The 17,376-nt window shown below is 74.1% G+C and carries 14 protein-coding genes and 1 pseudogene; 5 read left to right on the top strand and 10 right to left on the bottom strand.

Features of this window, described 5'->3' with window-relative positions:
* Positions 1-22: 22 nt before the first annotated feature.
* The 9 genes from ACWPXV_RS06920 to ACWPXV_RS06880 all read right to left on the bottom strand — a co-directional run bounded on the left by ACWPXV_RS06920 (position 23) and on the right by ACWPXV_RS06880 (position 11,264).
* Positions 23-1,810: an ABC-F family ATP-binding cassette domain-containing protein gene (locus ACWPXV_RS06920; RefSeq protein WP_454084550.1), complete on the bottom strand. Its 1,788-nt coding sequence runs from the start codon at positions 1,808-1,810 to the stop codon at positions 23-25.
* Between the two features lie 36 nt (positions 1,811-1,846).
* Positions 1,847-3,013, bottom strand: a complete 1,167-nt coding sequence (locus ACWPXV_RS06915; protein WP_454084549.1) for a Na+/H+ antiporter NhaA — start codon at positions 3,011-3,013, stop codon at positions 1,847-1,849.
* 117 nt (positions 3,014-3,130) lie between these two features.
* Complete coding sequence (locus tag ACWPXV_RS06910) at positions 3,131-4,054, bottom strand: 4-(cytidine 5'-diphospho)-2-C-methyl-D-erythritol kinase (RefSeq protein WP_454084548.1); 924 nt, start codon at positions 4,052-4,054, stop codon at positions 3,131-3,133.
* Positions 4,051-4,947 (bottom strand): 16S rRNA (adenine(1518)-N(6)/adenine(1519)-N(6))-dimethyltransferase RsmA, encoded by an 897-nt coding sequence (rsmA, locus tag ACWPXV_RS06905; protein WP_454084547.1) that lies wholly within the window; start codon positions 4,945-4,947, stop codon positions 4,051-4,053. The genes ACWPXV_RS06910 and rsmA overlap by 4 nt, the downstream gene beginning before the upstream one ends.
* A 122-nt stretch (positions 4,948-5,069) precedes the next feature.
* Complete coding sequence (locus ACWPXV_RS06900; RefSeq protein WP_454084546.1) at positions 5,070-6,350, bottom strand: transglycosylase family protein; 1,281 nt, start codon at positions 6,348-6,350, stop codon at positions 5,070-5,072.
* Between the two features lie 211 nt (positions 6,351-6,561).
* Positions 6,562-7,617, bottom strand: a complete 1,056-nt coding sequence (locus ACWPXV_RS06895) for an aggregation-promoting factor C-terminal-like domain-containing protein (protein ID WP_454084545.1) — start codon at positions 7,615-7,617, stop codon at positions 6,562-6,564.
* A 175-nt stretch (positions 7,618-7,792) separates the two neighbouring features.
* Positions 7,793-8,707, bottom strand: coding sequence for a TatD family hydrolase (locus tag ACWPXV_RS06890; protein ID WP_454084544.1), 915 nt, complete (start codon positions 8,705-8,707; stop codon positions 7,793-7,795).
* A complete protein-coding gene (gene metG / locus ACWPXV_RS06885; protein ID WP_454084543.1) occupies positions 8,704-10,506 on the bottom strand; it encodes a methionine--tRNA ligase in 1,803 nt (600 codons plus the stop codon). The genes ACWPXV_RS06890 and metG overlap by 4 nt, the downstream gene beginning before the upstream one ends.
* Before the next feature lie 182 nt (positions 10,507-10,688).
* Positions 10,689-11,264 carry an isochorismatase family protein gene (locus ACWPXV_RS06880; RefSeq protein WP_454084542.1) on the bottom strand — a complete coding sequence of 192 codons (576 nt, stop codon included), beginning with the start codon at positions 11,262-11,264 and terminating at the stop codon, positions 10,689-10,691.
* 89 nt (positions 11,265-11,353) lie between these two features.
* Between ACWPXV_RS06880 and ACWPXV_RS06875 the strand changes: the two genes are divergently transcribed.
* Positions 11,354-11,842 carry a universal stress protein gene (locus ACWPXV_RS06875; protein ID WP_454084541.1) on the top strand — a complete coding sequence of 163 codons (489 nt, stop codon included), beginning with the start codon at positions 11,354-11,356 and terminating at the stop codon, positions 11,840-11,842.
* Positions 11,843-12,011: 169 nt separating this feature from the next.
* On the opposite strand, the pseudogene rsmI reads toward ACWPXV_RS06875, so the two are convergent.
* Positions 12,012-12,934, bottom strand: a pseudogene (rsmI, locus tag ACWPXV_RS06870) (16S rRNA (cytidine(1402)-2'-O)-methyltransferase).
* A 42-nt stretch (positions 12,935-12,976) separates the two neighbouring features.
* On the opposite strand from rsmI, the gene ACWPXV_RS06865 reads away from it, so the two are divergent.
* The 4 genes from ACWPXV_RS06865 to ACWPXV_RS06850 are packed head-to-tail and all read left to right on the top strand — an operon-like array spanning position 12,977 to position 17,230.
* A complete protein-coding gene (locus ACWPXV_RS06865) occupies positions 12,977-14,806 on the top strand; it encodes a dolichyl-phosphate-mannose--protein mannosyltransferase (protein WP_454084540.1) in 1,830 nt (609 codons plus the stop codon).
* 39 nt (positions 14,807-14,845) lie between these two features.
* Positions 14,846-15,334, top strand: coding sequence for an RNA polymerase sigma factor (locus ACWPXV_RS06860; protein WP_454084539.1), 489 nt, complete (start codon positions 14,846-14,848; stop codon positions 15,332-15,334).
* Positions 15,331-15,918 carry a methylated-DNA--[protein]-cysteine S-methyltransferase gene (locus tag ACWPXV_RS06855; protein ID WP_454084538.1) on the top strand — a complete coding sequence of 196 codons (588 nt, stop codon included), beginning with the start codon at positions 15,331-15,333 and terminating at the stop codon, positions 15,916-15,918. The genes ACWPXV_RS06860 and ACWPXV_RS06855 overlap by 4 nt, the downstream gene beginning before the upstream one ends.
* 22 nt (positions 15,919-15,940) lie before the next feature.
* Positions 15,941-17,230 (top strand): D-arabinono-1,4-lactone oxidase, encoded by a 1,290-nt coding sequence (locus tag ACWPXV_RS06850; protein ID WP_454084537.1) that lies wholly within the window; start codon positions 15,941-15,943, stop codon positions 17,228-17,230.
* Positions 17,231-17,376: the final 146 nt, after the last annotated feature.

The following is a 17,376-nucleotide window of genomic DNA, read 5'->3' as shown; positions in this document are numbered from 1 at the left end:
GTCCTACTCTTTTTCGAGCGGGCTACCCCACCTGCTCGGAGAGCTCGAGCCAGCGCTCCTCCTGCTCGGCCACCTGCGCCTCGAGGGCGCGCAGCTCCTCGCCGAGGGCGGACAGCCCGCCGTAGTCGTTCGGGTCGTGGGCGGCCATCCTCGCGTGCAGCCGCTCGACCTGGGCGGCGAGCTTCTCCATCCGCCGCTCGGCCGCGGTGATCTCCTTGCGGAGGACCCGCATCTCGGCGCTGCTCGGCTGACCGGTCGGCACGGTCGCGGGTGCGGTCCCGCCCGCGGCGCGCGACGGCGCGTCCTGCTCCCGACGGCGCAGCTCGAGGTACTCGTCCACACCTCCCGGCACGTGGCGCATGCGCCCGTCCATGACGGCGTACTGCTGGTCGGTGACCCGCTCGAGGAGGTAGCGGTCGTGGGAGACGACGATGAGCGTGCCCGGCCAGGAGTCGAGGAGGTCCTCCATCGCGGCGAGCATGTCGGTGTCGACGTCGTTGGTCGGCTCGTCGAGGATGAGGACGTTGGGCTCGGAGAGCAGGATGAGGAGCAGCTGGAGGCGGCGCTTCTGCCCGCCGGACAGCTCCCCCACCCGGGCGGACAGGTGCTCCCGGGCGAAGCCGAGGCGCTCGAGCAGCTGCGCCGGCGTCATCTCCTTGCCGTCGACGACGTAGCTCGTGCGGGTGCGGGCGAGCACCTCGCGGACCCGGTCACCGGCGATCTCCTGCAGCTCGGTGAACTGCTGGTCGAGCATGGCCAGCCGCACGGTCTTGCCGCGCTTGACCCGCCCCGCGGTCGGCTCCAGCGTGCCGGCGACGAGCGCGAGGAGGGTGGACTTGCCCGCCCCGTTGGCCCCGAGGATGCCGGTGCGCTCACCCGGGGCGATGCGCCACTCGATGTCGCGCAGGATCTCCCGGCCGTCGAAGGACACCCCGACGTCGAGGAGGTCGACGACGTCCTTGCCGAGGCGCGCCGTCGCGAGGCGGGAGAGCTCGGTGCGGTCCCGCAGCGGCGGCACGTCCGAGATGAGCTGGTTCGCGGCGTCGATGCGGAACTTCGGCTTGGAGGTGCGCGCCGGGGCGCCGCGACGCAGCCAGGCGAGCTCCTTGCGCATGAGGTTCTGCCGCTTGCCCTCGATGACGGCGGCCTGGCGGTCGCGCTCCACGCGCTGCAGGACGTAGGCGGCGTACCCGCCCTCGAAGGGCTCGACGACGCGGTCGTGGACCTCCCACGTCATCGTCGCGACCTCGTCGAGGAACCAGCGGTCGTGGGTGACGACGAGGAGACCGCCCGCGTTGGCGGCCCACCGCCGCTTGAGGTGGGCGGCGAGCCAGCTGATGCCCTCGACGTCGAGGTGGTTGGTCGGCTCGTCGAGGGCGATGACGTCCCACTCCCCCACGAGCAGGGTGGCGAGCGCGACGCGGCGCCGCTGCCCGCCGCTCAGCGTGCCGACGGTGGCGTCCCAGGGCAGGTCGGAGACGAGACCGTCGATGACGTCGCGCACCCGGGCGTCCCCGGCCCACTCGTGCTCGGGGCGGTCCCCGACGATGGTGTGGCCCACGGTGAGCGCCGGGTCGAGGGTGTCGCTCTGGTCGAGGACGCCCATCCGCACGCCGCCGCGGCGGGTGACGCGTCCGCCGTCGGGCTCGATGCGTCCCGCGAGCATGCCGAGAAGGCTGGACTTGCCGTCACCGTTGCGGCCGACGATGCCGATGCGGTCCCCCTCGTCGACGCCCAGGCTGACCGAGTCGAAGACGACCCGCGTCGGGTACTCCAGGTGCAGGGCCTCGGCCCCGAGAAGATGTGCCACCCGTCAAGGGTAGGTGCCCGCCGCGGCCGGCCTGTCTCAGGCCCCGGTGACGGCCTCGCGCTTCCGGTAGTTACGAGCGAGGCGGCTGACGACGGCGGCGGCGATGACCATCGAGATGCCGGAGCCGACGAGCACCGCGAGGGTGCCCTCGTCCGCGACCGCCGGCACGTCGGCGTAGGCGAGCTCGTTCATGAGGAGCGAGACGGTGAAGCCGATGCCGCCGAGTGCTCCCGCCGCGAGCAGCTCCTGCCCGCCGAGGGTGGTGCCGCCCGCCCGGACGAGCCGGGCGCCCAGCCAGCCGCCGAGCATGATGCCGACGATCTTGCCGACCGGCAGCGCGAGGACGATGCCCCAGAAGGCGGGGGACAGCTCGCTGAGCGGCACGGAGGGGATGACGACGAGCGCGGCGGAGAAGGCGAAGACCGGCAGGACGACGCCGTTGGAGAAGGGCTCGAGGGCGTGCCGGGTCCGGTCGGCGGGGCGGGCCGCCATGACGAGGCCGAGAGCCACGCCGGCGATCGTCGCGTGCACCCCGGACAGGACGACGAGACCCCAGGTGACGAGGGCGACGACGACCATGAGCAGGACGACGACGCCGTGTCCTCGGCCGCCGAGACGCCGGCTGAGGACGGCGAAGACGACCGTGCCCGCGGCCGCCGCGGCGATGAGGCCGAGGCTCGGGTCGGTGGTGAAGAACACGGCGATGATGAGGATCGCGATGATGTCGTCGAGGATCGCCAGCGCGAGGAGGAAGACGCGCAGCCGGGTGGGCAGCCCGCGGCCGAAGACGGCGAGGATGCCGAGCGCGAAGGCGATGTCGGTGGCCGTGGGGATGGGCCAGCCGTCCTCGAGGCCCGAGCCGGCGGCGACGAGCAGGAAGACCCCGATCGGGACGAGCACACCACCGACCGCGGCGATGGCCGGCCGCATGGCCTTGGACGGGCTGTTGAGCTCACCGGCGGTGAGCTCGTGGCGCAGCTCGATGGCGACGACGAAGAAGAAGACGGCGAGCAGGCCGTCGCTGATCCAGTGGCCGACGCTCAGGCTGATCGCGGTGCCGGGCACGGAGAGGTAGGTGTCCTGGAGCTCGCTGAGCGAGGGGCCGAGCGGGGAGTTCGCGGCGAGCAGTCCGAGGACGGCCGCGATCAGCAGGAGAAGCGCTCCGGCGCGGGGCGAACGGAGGGCAGCGGTGACGGAGGGCATGAGGTCCTGTCGTGAGGTCGGGCAGAGGAGGAGCGGTCGACCGACCGCCCGCCGACCAGACTTCCCGGCACGCCGCAGGCCACCTTACCGGGCGTTCCGCCGCACGTCGCGCGGGGTCTAGGAGCCGGACACCTGCCCGAGGACGCGGGCTCCCGGGACGGGACCGTTGACGACGAGGACCTCGCGGGCCACCTCCGCCTCCTGGACGACGGCGGCCACCGAGCGGGCGTGCCGCTCGTCGATGGCCAGCGCAGCGACCGTCGGACCCGAGCCGGACAGCACCGCGGCCAGCGCACCGGCGCGGTCGGCCGCGGCGATGACGTCGCCGAGCTCGGGGCGCAGGTCGAGGGCGACCTCCTCGAGGTCGTTGGTGAGGTGGCGAGCGAGCTCGAGCGGGTCTCCACCGCGCAGCGCGACGAGCAGCGCGTCGTCCAGGTGCGGCGCGGGCGCGTGGGTGCCGCCGTCGTCGTCGAAGGCCGCGAAGACCTCGGGGGTGGACAGCCCCTCGTCCTGGAGGGCGAGCACCCAGTGGTAGCTGCCGCCGACCATGGCGGAGGTGAGGACGTCGCCGCGGCCGGAGCCGATCGCGGTGAGGCCGGTGAGCGCGAAAGGCACGTCGGCGCCGAGCCGGCGGGCGAGCTGGACGAGCTGCTCCCGGTCCAGCCCGGCGTCCCACAGCTGGTCGCAGGCGAGGAGCGCGGCGGCGGCGTCGGCGGACCCGCCGCCCATGCCGCCGGCCACTGGCACCTGCTTGACGATGTGCAGATGGGCGCCGGCGGTGATGCCGGCGTGCTCCTGGAGCAGCCGGGCGGCGCGCAGGGCGAGGTTGGTCTCGTCCGTGGGGACGCGGTCGAAATCGCGGCCCTCGACGGTGAGGCTCAGCGAGTCGGCGGGCGAGGCGATGACGTCCTCGTGGAGGCTGACGGCCTGGAAGACGGTGGCCAGGGGGTGGTAGCCGTCCTCGTCCGGGGCACCGACGCGCAGGGCGAGGTTGATCTTGCCGGGGGCGCGGACGCAGACGGCGCCGGGCGGGTACGTCATGCGTCCGGCTCCCGGTGCTCGGCGATATGGGCGAAGTCGGTGATGCCGAGGCGCTCGCCCCGCAGCGTCGGGTCCAGCCCGGCGGCGGTGACGGCGGCCGCGGCGCGCTCTGCGGACCCGGCCCAGGTGGCGAGGGCCGAGCGCAGCGTCTTGCGGCGCTGGCTGAAGGCGGCGTCGACGACGGCGAAGACCTCCTCGCGGCTCGCGGTGCTCGACGGCGGGTCGCGCCGCTCGATGCGGACGAGCGCGGAGTCGACGTTGGGCACCGGCCAGAAGACGGTGCGCCCGATCGTCGCCGAGCGCTGCGCGCGGGCGTACCAGGCGGCCTTGGCCGAGGGGACGCCGTAGGTGCGCGAGCCGGGCGGGGCGGCGAGCCGGTCGGCGACCTCGGCCTGCACCATGACCAGCCCCGTGCGCAGGCTGGGCAGCCGCTCGAGCAGGGTGAGCAGGACCGGGACGGCGACGTTGTAGGGCAGGTTCGCCACGAGGGCGCCGGGCTGAGCGGGGCCCTCACCGGGGAAGGCGGGCAGTTCGGTGACGTCCATGGCGTCGGACCGCACGACGAGGAGCCGGTCGGCCGCCTCGGGCAGCCGGGCGGCCACGGTGGCGGGCAGCGCCTCGGCGAGCACCGGGTCGATCTCGACCGCGACGACGCGGGCCCCCGTCTCGAGGAGCGCGAGGGTGAGGGAGCCGAGCCCGGGGCCGACCTCGACGACGACGTCGTCGGCCGTGATCCCGGCGGTGCGCACGATCTTGCGGACGGTGCCGGGATCGATGACGAAGTTCTGGCCCAGGGTCTTGGTCGGCCGGATCCCGAGGGCGCCGGACAGGGCGCGGACGTCGGCGGGCCCGAGCAGGGGGTCGGCCGGCGTGGGGGCGGGGTCGTGGCTCACGGCGTCGAGCCTATCGGGCGCGGGCGAGGCCGCCGCCGCACGCGGGAACGACCTCGCGCCGACAGCGGTGCTCCTGCCTGGGGGCAGGAACGGTGCTGTCGGCGCGAGGGGTGGTGCTGGGGTCAGCGCAGGCCGAGCTGGGCGGAGCAGGCGGGCCACTGGCCCCAGCCGGAGCGGGCCTGGAGCATCTGGGCGCGCTTGGTCTGCTCGGCCGGGGAGGCCTCCGAGGGCAGTCCGGAGCCGCCGACCGACTGCCAGGTCCCCACGGAGAACTGGTACAGGCCGTGGTAGAGCCCGTTGCTGCTCACGATGGACGGGTTGCCGCCGGACTCGCACTGGGCCAGCGAGGCCCACACGCCGCTTGACGGCGCGCCGCCGGAGCCGGACTCGTCGGAGCTGCTCGAGCCGCCGCCGCTGCTGGAGCCGCCGGAGCTGGAGCTGCCGGAGCTGGAGCTGCCGGAGCTGCTGCTGCCGCTGCTCGAGCCGCGGGAGGGCGCGGTGGGCGGCGGGGCGACCGGGCGCTCCTTGGTGCCGACCGCGACGACCTCGTCGACGGGCGCAACCACGGTGACGTAGTTGCTGGCCTCGGAGACGCGCTCCTCGCCGTTCACCTGGACGGCGAGGCTGGCGCGCACGCGGCGCCCCTCGGCGCCCTCCTGCACGACCCGGCGCTCACCGACGTAGAGCGAGTCGTCCTCGCGCTCGGTGGTCTCGAAGGGCACGGTCTGCGCGTCGGTCTCGAGCGCGTGGGTGCCGCGGGTGACGGTGACCTGGACGACGCCGCCCTCACCGGTCCCGACGACGACGCCGTCGAGCTTGCCGACGGTCACGTCCGCGAGCGCGAGGACGTCGTCGAGGTGCGCCTCGCCCTCGGGCGTCACGGTGAGGGTCTCGCCGTCGGCGACGACCTCGACCGGGGCGCCGTCGACGAGCGGCATGTCGAGCGCCTCGCGGCCGCCGTCCCGGGAGCGGGAGGCGGCGACGGTGATCTGCCGGCCGGCCTCGCCGAAGGACTGGATCGCCTCGCCGGTGGTCTCGGCGGTGGTCCACATGGCCCGCTGCTCGCCGTCGACGTCCACGCGGATCTGCCGGGCGCTGCGGACGACGACGAGCATGCCGTCGTCGAGCGTCGCGTCGAGCTCCGGGCCGACGGCGTCGTGCTCACCGACGGCGACGTCGTGCTCGTCGAGGAGTCCCTCGACGGAGCCGGCGAAGGTGGAGACCGTCTGCTCGACGCCGTCGACGTCGAGCTCGATCGTCTTGTGGGCCGCGGCGACGGCCACGCCGCCACCGGCCACGAGGGCGGCGGCACCGACCGTGGCGAGGGCGGCGCGGAGGCGACGACGGCGGGGGCGGCGTCGGCGGGGGTGGAGGGTCTGGTCGGACGTGTCGTGAGAGAGCACGGACTTCCTAGGGTTGCGCGTCCCGGCACAGACGAGGCCGGTCGCCCGGGGGCGGCCTGCCCGACACGGCTCGAGCGCCGCGGGAGGAGTCTGATCCGGCTGTATGCATCACCTGTCGGCAACACGGGACCTTGGCGGCCCGCAGGTGACTGTAATTCAATCGTTACGTGGCGGTCTACGTGAGGTCACTCACCACGTGCTAATCCGCGGCTCAGTACCAGCCGTGGGAGTTACTGTGGCCCAGGGCGCCGCACGGGGTGCCGTACCGGCCGCTGATGTAGCCCAGGCCCCAGGTGATCTGGGTGGCGGGGTTGGTGCGCCAGTCGGAGCCGGCCGAGGCCATCTTCGAGCCGGGCAGCGACTGCGGGATGCCGTAGGCGCCGGAGCTGGGGTTCTCGGCGGTGTGGTTCCAGCCCGACTCGCGCTGCCACAGCGTCTCGAGGCAGCTGTACTGGTCGGTGCCCCAGCCGCGCGCGGCGACCATCTCGGCGGCGATCGCCTTGGGGCTGCCGCCGGTCGGCGCGGCCGCGGGCGGCACCGAGGCGGACGGGGAGGAGCTGCTCGAGGACGGGGCGGCAGCCTCGGGCTCGGGCTCCGGCTCGGCGGTGCCGACCCGGACGACCTCGTCGACACGCTCGGAGACGACGGCGCGCGCGACGACCTCGCGGCCGGTCTCCTCACCGCTCGTCGTGGTGATGCGGTAGGTCGTGGCGGTGACGCCGTCGACCCCCTCGGTGACGACCTCGCGCTCGCCGCGCGGGAGGGAGTCGTCCTCCTCCTCGACGGTCTCGTGCTTGTCGGTGTCGGTGACGTGCTCGTCGACGACGTCGACCGTCGTCACCTCCACCGTCAGGCCGGCGGAGACGGGCGTCGCCAGGGGCGCGGAGACGACGTCGTCCTGGTCGACGAGCACGCCCGCACTGGTGAGGAGCTCGGCGACGGTCGCGGCCTGCGTCGTCAGCTGCTGCGCCTCGCCGTCGACGACGAGCTCCACGGCCACGCCCTCGAGCGGGGTGCGGGCCTCGAAGCGCGAGGCGGCGAGGCCGGCGACGGCCCGGTCGATCGACGCGGGCTCGACGGTGGCGCCGGCCATGACGACGGGGTCGGTGGCGCCGGCGTCGGGCGCGGTGGTGCCGGCGAAGGCGACGGTGCCGCCGGCGATGACGGCGAGGACAGCGGCGTGCAGACCGCGCCGGGCGACGGTGCGGACGTTGTTCGCGGGCGTCGCCACCTCGCGGTGACGCGCACGCCTGACGGCATCTGACACAGCATGGTCCTGTCTGGAGGGAGGGCACCCGGCTCGTCGGGACGGACCGGGTGGTGACTGACCTGCGGTAGACCGTAACCGATTCGTGACCTGATGGGAAAGGCGGCCGGATCCGCATGCTGGTGCGGAAAGCTACCCGTGTGACTGGTGTGACTGGAGTGACTGAAGAGGTCGACTACCAGGTGCCGTAGACCGCCTCGGTGTTCGCCGTCAGCCGGTGGCAGAGCTCGGTGAGGTCGGTGCCGGTCTCCTCGGCCAGGCGCCGCACGGTGAGCGGCAGGACGTAGGGACCGTTGGGGCGACCGCGGTAGGGGGCCGGGGTGAGGTAGGGCGCGTCGGTCTCGACGAGGAGCAGCTCGAGAGGCACCTCACGCACGGCGGCGCGCAGGGTGTCGTTGGCCTTGAAGGTCACCGGCCCGGCCACCGACACGTACCAGCCGTGCTCGGCGCACGCGCGGGCCAGGCCGACGTCGCCGGAGAAGCAGTGGAAGACGGTCCGCTCGGGGGCGCCGTCGGCGAGAAGGATCTCGACGACGTCCTCGTGCGCCTCGCGGTCGTGGATCTGCAGCGCCAGGCCGAGCTCCTTGGCGAGGGCGATGTGTGCGCGGAAGGCGGCCCGCTGCACCTCGCGCGCCTGCTCACCGCCGCGGAAGAAGTCGAGGCCGGTCTCCCCGATGGCCCGCACCCGCTCGTGGCGGGCGAGCTCGGCGACCCGGGCGACGGCGTCGTCCAGGGACGTCTCGTGCCGGGGCGCGACGGCCGGGTCGAGGCCGTCGGGGGCCACCTCGCGGACGCCGGCGTGGAGCGGCGCCTCGTTGGGGTGGATGGCGAGGGCCGCGACCACCTGCGGGTGCTCCTCGGCGAGCGTGACGCTGCCGGCGAGGGTGTCGAGGTCGCAGCCCACCTGGACCATCCGGGTGACGCCCACGGACGCGGCCCGCTCGAGCTGCTCGGGCAGGGTCAGCGGCGCGCTGCCCTCGCGCACGCCCGGGTCCTCGTCGGCCCCCACGGGGAAGTGGGTGTGGTTGTCGACGACGGCGGCGGGCAGCGCCTCGGGCAGCGGCGGCCAGCCGCGCTCGCGGGGGCTCACTGCGCGTCGACGCCGAGGCGGGCCAGCTCCTCCTCGACGACCGAGTCGTCGAGCTTGGTGAAGACCGGGACGGGCTTGGCGACCGGCTCCCCCACCCGCACCGGGCGCCGGCCCCAGGTGGGGACGCCGGTGTAGTCACCGGTGATGACGGGGTAGCCCGGTCCGCCGTCGAGGTCCTCGACCTCCTCGATCCGCGGGAGCGGGGCGACGTCGCCGGTGCCGCCGATGACGGCGTCGACGGTGTTGGCGCTGTGCGGGAGGAAGGGGCTGAGCATGACGTTGAGGTCGCTCACCGCCTGCGCGGCGACGTGGAGGATCGTGGCCCGGCGCTCCTGCTGGGACTCGTCCTTGAGCTTGTAGGGCTCCATGTCGGTGATGTACTTGTTCGCCTCGCCGACCAGGCGCATGACCTCGGAGATCGCGGCGCGCTGACGGTGGCGGGAGATGAGGTCCCCGACCGTGGCGAAGCCGGCCTCGACCTGGTCGAGCAGGGCGCGGTCCGCCTCGGTGAGCTCACCGGCGGGCGGCACCTGGCCGATGTTCTTGTGGATCATCGAGGCGGTGCGGTTGACGAGGTTGCCCCAGCCGGCGACGAGCTCACCGTTGGTGCGGCGCACGAACTCCGCCCAGGTGAAGTCGCTGTCCTGGTTCTCCGGCCCCGCGACGGAGATGAAGTAGCGCAGCGCGTCGGGCTGGTAGCGCTCGAGGACGTCGCGCACGAAGATGACGACGCCGCGCGAGGAGGAGAACTTCTTGCCCTCCATCGTGAGGAACTCGCTCGAGACGACCTCGGTGGGCAGGTTGAGGACGCCGTACTGCCCGGGCTCGCCGCCGCGCTGGCCCTCGCCGTTGTGGGCGAGGAGCTCGGCGGGCCAGATCTGGGAGTGGAAGACGATGTTGTCCTTGCCCATGAAGTAGTAGGACAGGGCCTCCGGATCGTTCCACCACTTGCGCCACGCGTCCGGGTCGCCGGTGCGGCGGGCCCACTCGACCGAGGCGGACAGGTAGCCGATGACGGCGTCGAACCACACGTACAGCCGCTTGGTGGGCTGGTCGCGCCAGCCGTCCAGCGGCACCGGGATGCCCCAGTCGATGTCGCGGGTCATCGCGCGCGGACGGATCTCAGCGAGGATGTTCTTGGAGAAGCGGATGACGTTGGGACGCCACGTGCCGGACGCCTCACGCCCGTCGAGCCACTCCCCCAGCGCCTCGGCCAGCGCCGGCAGGTCGAGGAAGAAGTGCTGGGTCTGGACGAACTGCGGCGTCTCGCCGTTGATCCGCGAGCGCGGGTCGATGAGGTCGGTGGGGTCGAGCTGGTTGCCGCAGTTGTCGCACTGGTCCCCGCGCGCCCCGGTGTAGCCGCAGATGGGGCAGGTGCCCTCGATGTAGCGGTCGGGCAGCGTGCGGCCGGTGGACGGGGAGATCGCGCTCTGGGTGGTCTGCTCGACCATGTAGCCGTTCTCGTGGACGGCCCGGAACATCTCCTGGACGACGGCGTAGTGGTTGCGCGTCGTCGTGCGGGTGAACAGGTCGTAGGACAGGCCGAGCGCGACGAGGTCCTCGACGATGAGGCGGTTGTTGCGGTCGGCGAGCTCCCGGGCGGAGACGCCGGCGGCGTCGGCCGCGACGAGGATCGGGGTGCCGTGCTCGTCGGTGCCGGAGACCATGAGGACGTCGTGGCCCGCCATGCGCATGTAGCGGGAGAAGACGTCGGAGGGAACGCCGAAGCCGGCCACGTGCCCGATGTGGCGCGGGCCGGAGGCGTAGGGCCAGGCCACCGCCGAGAGGATGCTCGTCATGGGACCAGCCTAGTTGCCCGCGCACCGCCCCCGGAGCCGGGGCCGACCCCTGTCGCCGACAGCTCACTTGTCACGGGCGACCAGCCTCGCCGACAGCTCACTTGTTCCCCAACCCCCACCGCGCCGACAACCGGATCACGCCCGTCCCCCTTCGCCGACAGCCGGACTCCTCCGTAGCCCGGTCAGCGCGAGGGCACGACCTCCACGCCCGCGTCGCGCAGCTGCGCCCGCGCCAGCTCGCCCTGCTCCGGGGTGACGGGCGCGGTGAGGTCGCTGAGCACCCGCGCGGACATGCCTGCCCGCACGGCGTCGAGCGCCGTCTCCTTGACGCAGTGCGACTCGGCGAGCCCGACGACGTCGACCGCGTCCACGCCGTCGAGCAGCTGGGCGAGGGTGCGCCCCTCGCCGTCGGTGCCCTCGAAACCGGAGTACGCGGCGGCGTACTGGCCCTTCTTCACCGAGGCGTCAAGGGCGAGGTCCGCGAGCGCCGGGTGAAGCTCGGCCTCCGCCGTCCCGGCGACGCCGTGCGGCGGCCACGTGTCGACGTAGTCCGGCTCCTCGGGCGGGGTGGCGAAGTGGCGGCCGGGGTCGATGTGCCAGTCCTGCGTCGTCACGACGAGCGCGTACCGGTCGCGGTGGGCGGCGGCGTACGCGGCGACGGCCTGGGCGACGGCGTTGCCTCCCGCCACCGGAAGGGCACCGCCCTCGCAGAAGGTGGGCTGGACGTCGACGACGAGCAGAGCACGACGCTCGGACATGGGGGCCTCCTCACACGCGGTGGACGCTCCCATCGTTCCACGGCCGCCATTCCCGTGACCCCCGCGCCGCCCGGTCGTAGAGTGGAGACATGGCCGACGACGACGCGCGCCACAGCTGGACCATGGCCGGCATCCACACGGCCGTGGAGATCGACGGTGGGGTCCTCGTGGGTGACGACGGCTCGGCCTGCGCCGGCCAGGCCCTGCGCTACGCAGCCGCCGAGGCCGCCCGTCGCGGCACCGACCTGCACGTGGTGCGCGCGTGGAGCATCCCGACGGCGGTGCGGCCTCCCGACGCCCCCTTCGGGACGACGCCCTCGATCGTCGAGATGCAGGACGCGACGCTCGCCGAGACCCACCGCCGCGCCGAGAAGGCAGCCGCGGAGCACCCCGGCGTCACCGTGCACGCGCACACGGCGTTCGGGAGGGCCGGCAAGGCCCTGGTGTCGGCAGCGGCCGGCGCGGACGTCCTCGTCGTCGGCTCCAAGGGGCGGTCCAAGATCGCCGACATGCTCGTCGGCTCGACGGCCGCGGCGTGCATCCGCGAGGCGAAGGTCCCCGTCGTCGTCGTCCGCTGACCCAGCACCGACGACCGCCCAGTCGGTCACCGATGCGCTCTCGGTAACAAGTGAGCTCTCGGCGGCAAAGGGCGTGCCGCAACACGTGCGCTGTCGGTAACAAGTGAGCTCTCGGCGAGGAGGACCACCCATGCGGGGCCGACCGCCCCGGGCGGCGAGAGCTGAGTTGTTACTGGCGGGCGTCCAGGGCGGCCTGGTAGAGGTCGCGCTTGCTCAGGCCCGTCTCGGCGGCGACGGCGGCCGCGGCGTCCTTGAGGCGCTCGCCCGCGGCAGCCCGGGCGACGACGCTGGCGACGTGGTCCTCCAGCCGTGCCTCGCGCAGCTCCGCACCGGACACGACGACCGTCACCTCGCCCCGCACACCCCCGGCGGCCCACTCGGCGAGCTCGGCGAGCGTCCCGCGCCGCACCTCCTCGAAGGTCTTCGTCAGCTCGCGGCACACGGCGGCGCGGCGCTCGGCGCCGAAGGCCCGCGCCATCGCCTCGAGCGTCTCGCCCACCCGGTGCGGGGAGTCGAAGAGGACCATCGTGCGGCGCTCGTCCGCGAGCGCCCCGAACACCTTGTCCCGCTCGCCCGGCCGGCGTGGGGCGAAGCCCTCGAAGCTGAACCGGTCGGTCGCCAGCCCGGAGACTGCGAGCGCCGTGAGCACGGCGCTGGGCCCGGGCAGCACGCTCACCGGCACGTCCGCCGCGACGGCGGCGTCGACGAGCCGGTAGCCGGGGTCGGACACCGAGGGCATGCCGGCGTCGGACACGACGAGCACCCGTCGCCCGGCACGCGCCTCCTCCACCAGGCGCGGGGACCGCTCACGCTCGTTGTGCTCGTGGAAGCTGAGCATCTCCCGCCCACCCACACGCCCAGGCGCTTGGCCAGGGCGAGCATGCGGCGCGTGTCCTCGGCGGCGACGACGTCGGCCTCCGCGAGGGCGCGCACGAGGCGCGGAGGCGCGTCCCCGGCATCCCCGATCGGAGTGGCGGCAAGGACGATCTGCCCACCCTCCCCGCGCCAGGGGGAGCCGCCGACGGCGGACGTCGCGTCGTCGTCGTCCGCCACGGCGTCGTCGTTCTCGGGTCCCTCGACCGGCTCAGTCATCCGTCCAGTGTGGCCCACCCGCCACGACCTAGACTCACCCCCGTGACAGCGCCGCATGACGACACCGACGGCCCGGGCCCGGTCGCCACCGCGGAGGCGGCGCCCGAGCGGACGGACCACCGCAGCGCGGCGGAGATCGAGACGGACCTCGCCTCCCGCCTGCTGCGCCCCGGGCCCACCGACCGGCTGTGGGGCTGGCTCGGCCCGCTCGTCGTCACCGCCCTCGCCGCGGTGCTGCGCCTGGTCAACCTCAACCACCCGACACGGCTCATGTTCGACGAGACGTACTACGTCAAGCAGGCCTACTCCCTGCTCACCCTCGGCTACGAGGGCGAGTGGGACGGGGAGAACGAGGACGTCAACGCCCGTTTCCGGGAGGGCGACTTCTCCGACCTCACCGCCGACCCGGACTACGTCGTCCACCCGCAGATCGGCAAGTGGCTCATCGCGATCGGGCTGCGCCTGTTCGGTGCGGACAACGGCGCGGGCTGGCGCTTCTCCGCGGCGGTCGCCGGGGCGCTCACCGTGCTGATCGTCGCGCGCATCGGCCGCCGGCTCACCGGCTCCACGCTCCTGGGCAGCGCCGCGGGGCTCCTCCTCGCCGTCGACGGTCTCCACCTCACCGGCTCGCGCATCGGGCTCCTCGACGTCTTCCTCGGGCTCTTCGTCGTCGCCGCGCTCGCGGCGGTGCTCCTCGACCGGGAGCAGTCCCGCCGGCGCCTCGCCCACGCCGCGGCGGCGGACCTCGCCGCGCGCGGGGACGGGCGCCTGTCCGACCCGTGGGGCCCGCGCACCGGCATCCGCTGGTGGCTCGTCCTCGCGGGCGTGCTCCTCGGGCTCGGCGGCGGGGTCAAGTGGTCGGCGATCTACGCGCTCGCCGTCTTCGGGATCCTCGTCGTCGTGTGGGACCTGTGCGCCCGTCGCGCCGTCGGGGCACGGCTGTGGTTCGGCGCGGGTGTCTTCCGCGGCGGCGTGCCCGCCTTCCTCGCCCTCGTCCCGGTCGCGCTGCTCGCCTACGTCGCCGGGTGGGCGTCGTGGTTCGCCAACACCGGCGCCTACCTGCGCACGTGGGCCGCGGACGAGATCGCCGGGACGGGGACCGTCGTGCGCTCGTGGCTGCCGAACGCGCTCAACTCCCTGTGGGAGTACCACCTGCGCGCGTGGGACTTCCACAACGGCCTCGACTCCGAGCACTCCTACGAGGCCCACCCCGCCGGCTGGCTGCTCCAGCTGCGCCCCACGTCCTTCTACTGGGAGAGCCCGGCCCCCGGCGACTGCGGCGCCGACCGCTGCGTCCAGGCGATCTCCTCCGTCGGCAACCCCGTCGTGTGGTGGCTCGGGCTGCTCGCGCTCGTCGCGATCCTGTGGATGGCGATCGCCCGCCGCGACTGGCGCGCCTGGGTGGTCCTCGCCGGCTACGCGGCCGTCTACGTCCCGTGGCTCGCCTACTCCCACCGCACGATCTTCACCTTCTACGCCATCGCGCTGGCCCCGTACGTCGCCCTCGCCGTCGTTGTCGCCGTCGCGTGGGTGGGCGGGCTGCTCCCGCCCCTGCACGGTCCCGCGCGCCGCCCCGGGCAGCTGCCGGACGAGGACGACGACGGCGGCCCCCTCCCGGCCGCGCCGCTCACCGACGACTCGTGGCTGTCCCGTCCCGCCACCGCGCCCGTTGCCACCGCCGTCGCCACCGCCGTCGTCCACGACGACGACGCTCCCGAGCCCGCCCGCAGCACCCGGTTCGGCCACGTGCTGCTCGCCGTCGTCTGCGTGGCGGCGGTCGCCGCGCTCGTGTGGTTCTGGCCGGTGTGGACCGGCCAGACCCTGTCCTACGACATGTGGCGGGCGCGCATGTGGCTCGGCTCCTGGATCTGATCTCACGTTCCGCCCATCCGCAGCGTCTACGGGGTGATGATGACCAACCCGCACTTCGAGCAGGTCGTGGCCCGCCACGGCGCGACGGTGCTGCGCGTGTGCCGCGCCGTCGTCGGCCCCGACGACGCCGACGACGCCTGGTCGGAGACCTTCCTCGCCGCGCTGCGCGCCTACCCGGACCTGGGCGCGGGGGCCAACCTCGAGGCGTGGCTCGTGAGGATCGCCCACCGCAAGGCCCTCGACCAGCTCCGCGCCCGCGCCCGCCGGCCCGTGCCCGTGCCGGCACTGCCCGAGCGGCCGGCGCCCGGCGGTGAGCCGGGGGACGCCGCGGAGGTGTGGGCCGCCGTCGCCGCGCTGCCGGAGAAGCAGCGCCTGGCCGTCGCCTACCACCACCTCGCCGGCCTGCCCTACGCCGAGGTCGCCGCGATCGTCGGCGGCACCACCGACGCCGCCCGGCGCGCCGCCGCCGACGGCATGACCACCCTGCGCCGCCGATACGGCGCCCCCAGCCGAGGAGACCGCCGATGAGTGCCCTGTTCCCGGACGCCGAGCCCGCCGACCTCGAGCGCCTGCACGCCCGCCTCGCCGACGACGCCGCCCGCGAGGGGGTCCTCGACGTCGCCTACCGCACGGTCGACTCCCCCGTGGGTCCGCTGCTGCTCGCCGCCACCCCGCGCGGGCTGGTCCGCGTCGCCTACGGCTTCGAGGACCACGAGCACATCGTGGCCGACCTCGCCCAGCGGGTGGGGCCGCGCGTCCTGCATGCCCCTGCCCAGCTCGACGAGGCCGCCCGGCAGCTGGAGGAGTACTTCGCCCGCACCCGGACCCGTTTCGAGCTCGACGTCGACCTCGCGCTCTCCCGCGGCTTCCGCCGCACCGTCCTCGAGTACCTCATGACGATCGACTACGGGCAGACCGAGAGCTACACCGAGGTCGCCGGCCACGTGGGCAACCCGGGGGCGGTGCGGGCGGTCGGCTCGGCGTGTGCGACGAACCCGCTGCCGATCGTCGTGCCGTGCCACCGTGTGCTGCGCAGCGACGGCGGCGTGGGCGGCTACCTCGGCGGGCTGGCCGCCAAGGAGCTGCTGCTCGAGCTCGAGCGCGCGGCCTGAGCCGGTCGTGGGAGGCTCAGGCGTGGCCACGACGATCAACTGGGCAGGCAACCACGTCTACGCGGGCGCGCTGGTCAGGCCCGCGTCCCTCACGGAGGTGTCCGACGTCGTCGCCGGTGCCGAGCACGTACGCGTGCTCGGCACCCGGCACACCTTCAACGACCTCGCCGACTCCGAGGGTCTGCTCGTCAGCCTCGACCGACTCGCCTACCGCCACCCGCGGCTCCTCGGCGACGGCGAGGCGAGCGGCCCCGAGCCCGAGCTCGACGCGCTGACCGGCCGGGTGCGTGTCGCCGCGGCGACCCGGTACGCGGACCTCGCGCTCTTCCTCGAGGAGCGCGGCCGCACCCTGGTCAACTTCGCCTCGCTGCCGCACATCGGGGTGGCCGGCGCGGTGGCGACGGCGACGCACGGCTCGGGCGTCGGCAACACGGTGCTCGCGGCCGCCGTGACGCGGCTCGAGCTCGTCGCGGCCGACGGTTCGCTGCGCACCCTGGACCGCGAGGTCGACGGCGACACCTTCGACGCCGCGACCGTCTCCCTCGGCGCCCTCGGGATCGTCCACGCCGTGACGCTCGAGACCGTCCCTGCCTTCGAGGTCGCCCAGACCGTCTACGGACCGGTCGGCTTCGCGGCGCTCGCCGACGCCTTCGACGAGGTGAGCGACCTCGGCTACTCGGTCAGCTGCTTCACCACCCTGCGGACGGAGGAGTTCGAGACCGTGTGGGTCAAGCGGACGACGGCGCAGGGCCCGGCGCCCGCGGACGTGCTCGGCGGGCCCGCGCTCACCGCCGAGGCACACCCGATCCCGGGCATCGACCCCGGCAACGCGACGGCGCAGCAGGGCGTGCCCGGCCCGGCGAGCGACCGGCTGCCGCACTTCCGCGCCGACCAGCTGCCCAGCGCGGGCGCGGAGATCCAGTGCGAGTACCTCGTGCCGCGGCACAGCGCACGGCTGGCGCTCCGGGCGCTCGCGGGGCTCGCCGGGCCGCTCGCCGGGCTCGTGCAGGTGTGCGAGGTCCGCTCGATCGCGACCGACACCGCGTGGATGAGCCCGATGTACGCCCAGCCCTGCGTGGCGGTCCACTTCACGCTGGTGCGGGACGTCGAGCGGGTGGGCGCGGCGCTGCCGGTCATCGACGCGGCGCTCGGTGCGCTGGCCGGGCGCCCGCACTGGGGCAAGCAGTTCCGCGCCGACCCCGAGCGGGTGCGCGGTCTCTACCCCCGGCGCGAGGACTTCCTCGACGTCGTCCGCCTGCACGACCCGCAGCGCAAGTTCAGCAACGCCTTCGTCCGCACCTGGGTCGGCTGAGCCGCCCCGCGCCGCCTCTGGTTCGCCCCTCCGGTACGCCCCGGAACGACGGGACGTGCATCGAGGCGACCTGGAGTGCGTCCCAGACGGGGGGCGGCTCAGCCGACCCAGGTGCGGACGAAGGCGTTGCTGAACTTGCGCTGCGG

The organism is Georgenia sp. Marseille-Q6866 (assembly GCF_965111665.1).
The sequence above is the reverse complement of the archived record's forward strand: the minus strand, read 5'-3'. Positions and strand labels throughout refer to the sequence as shown.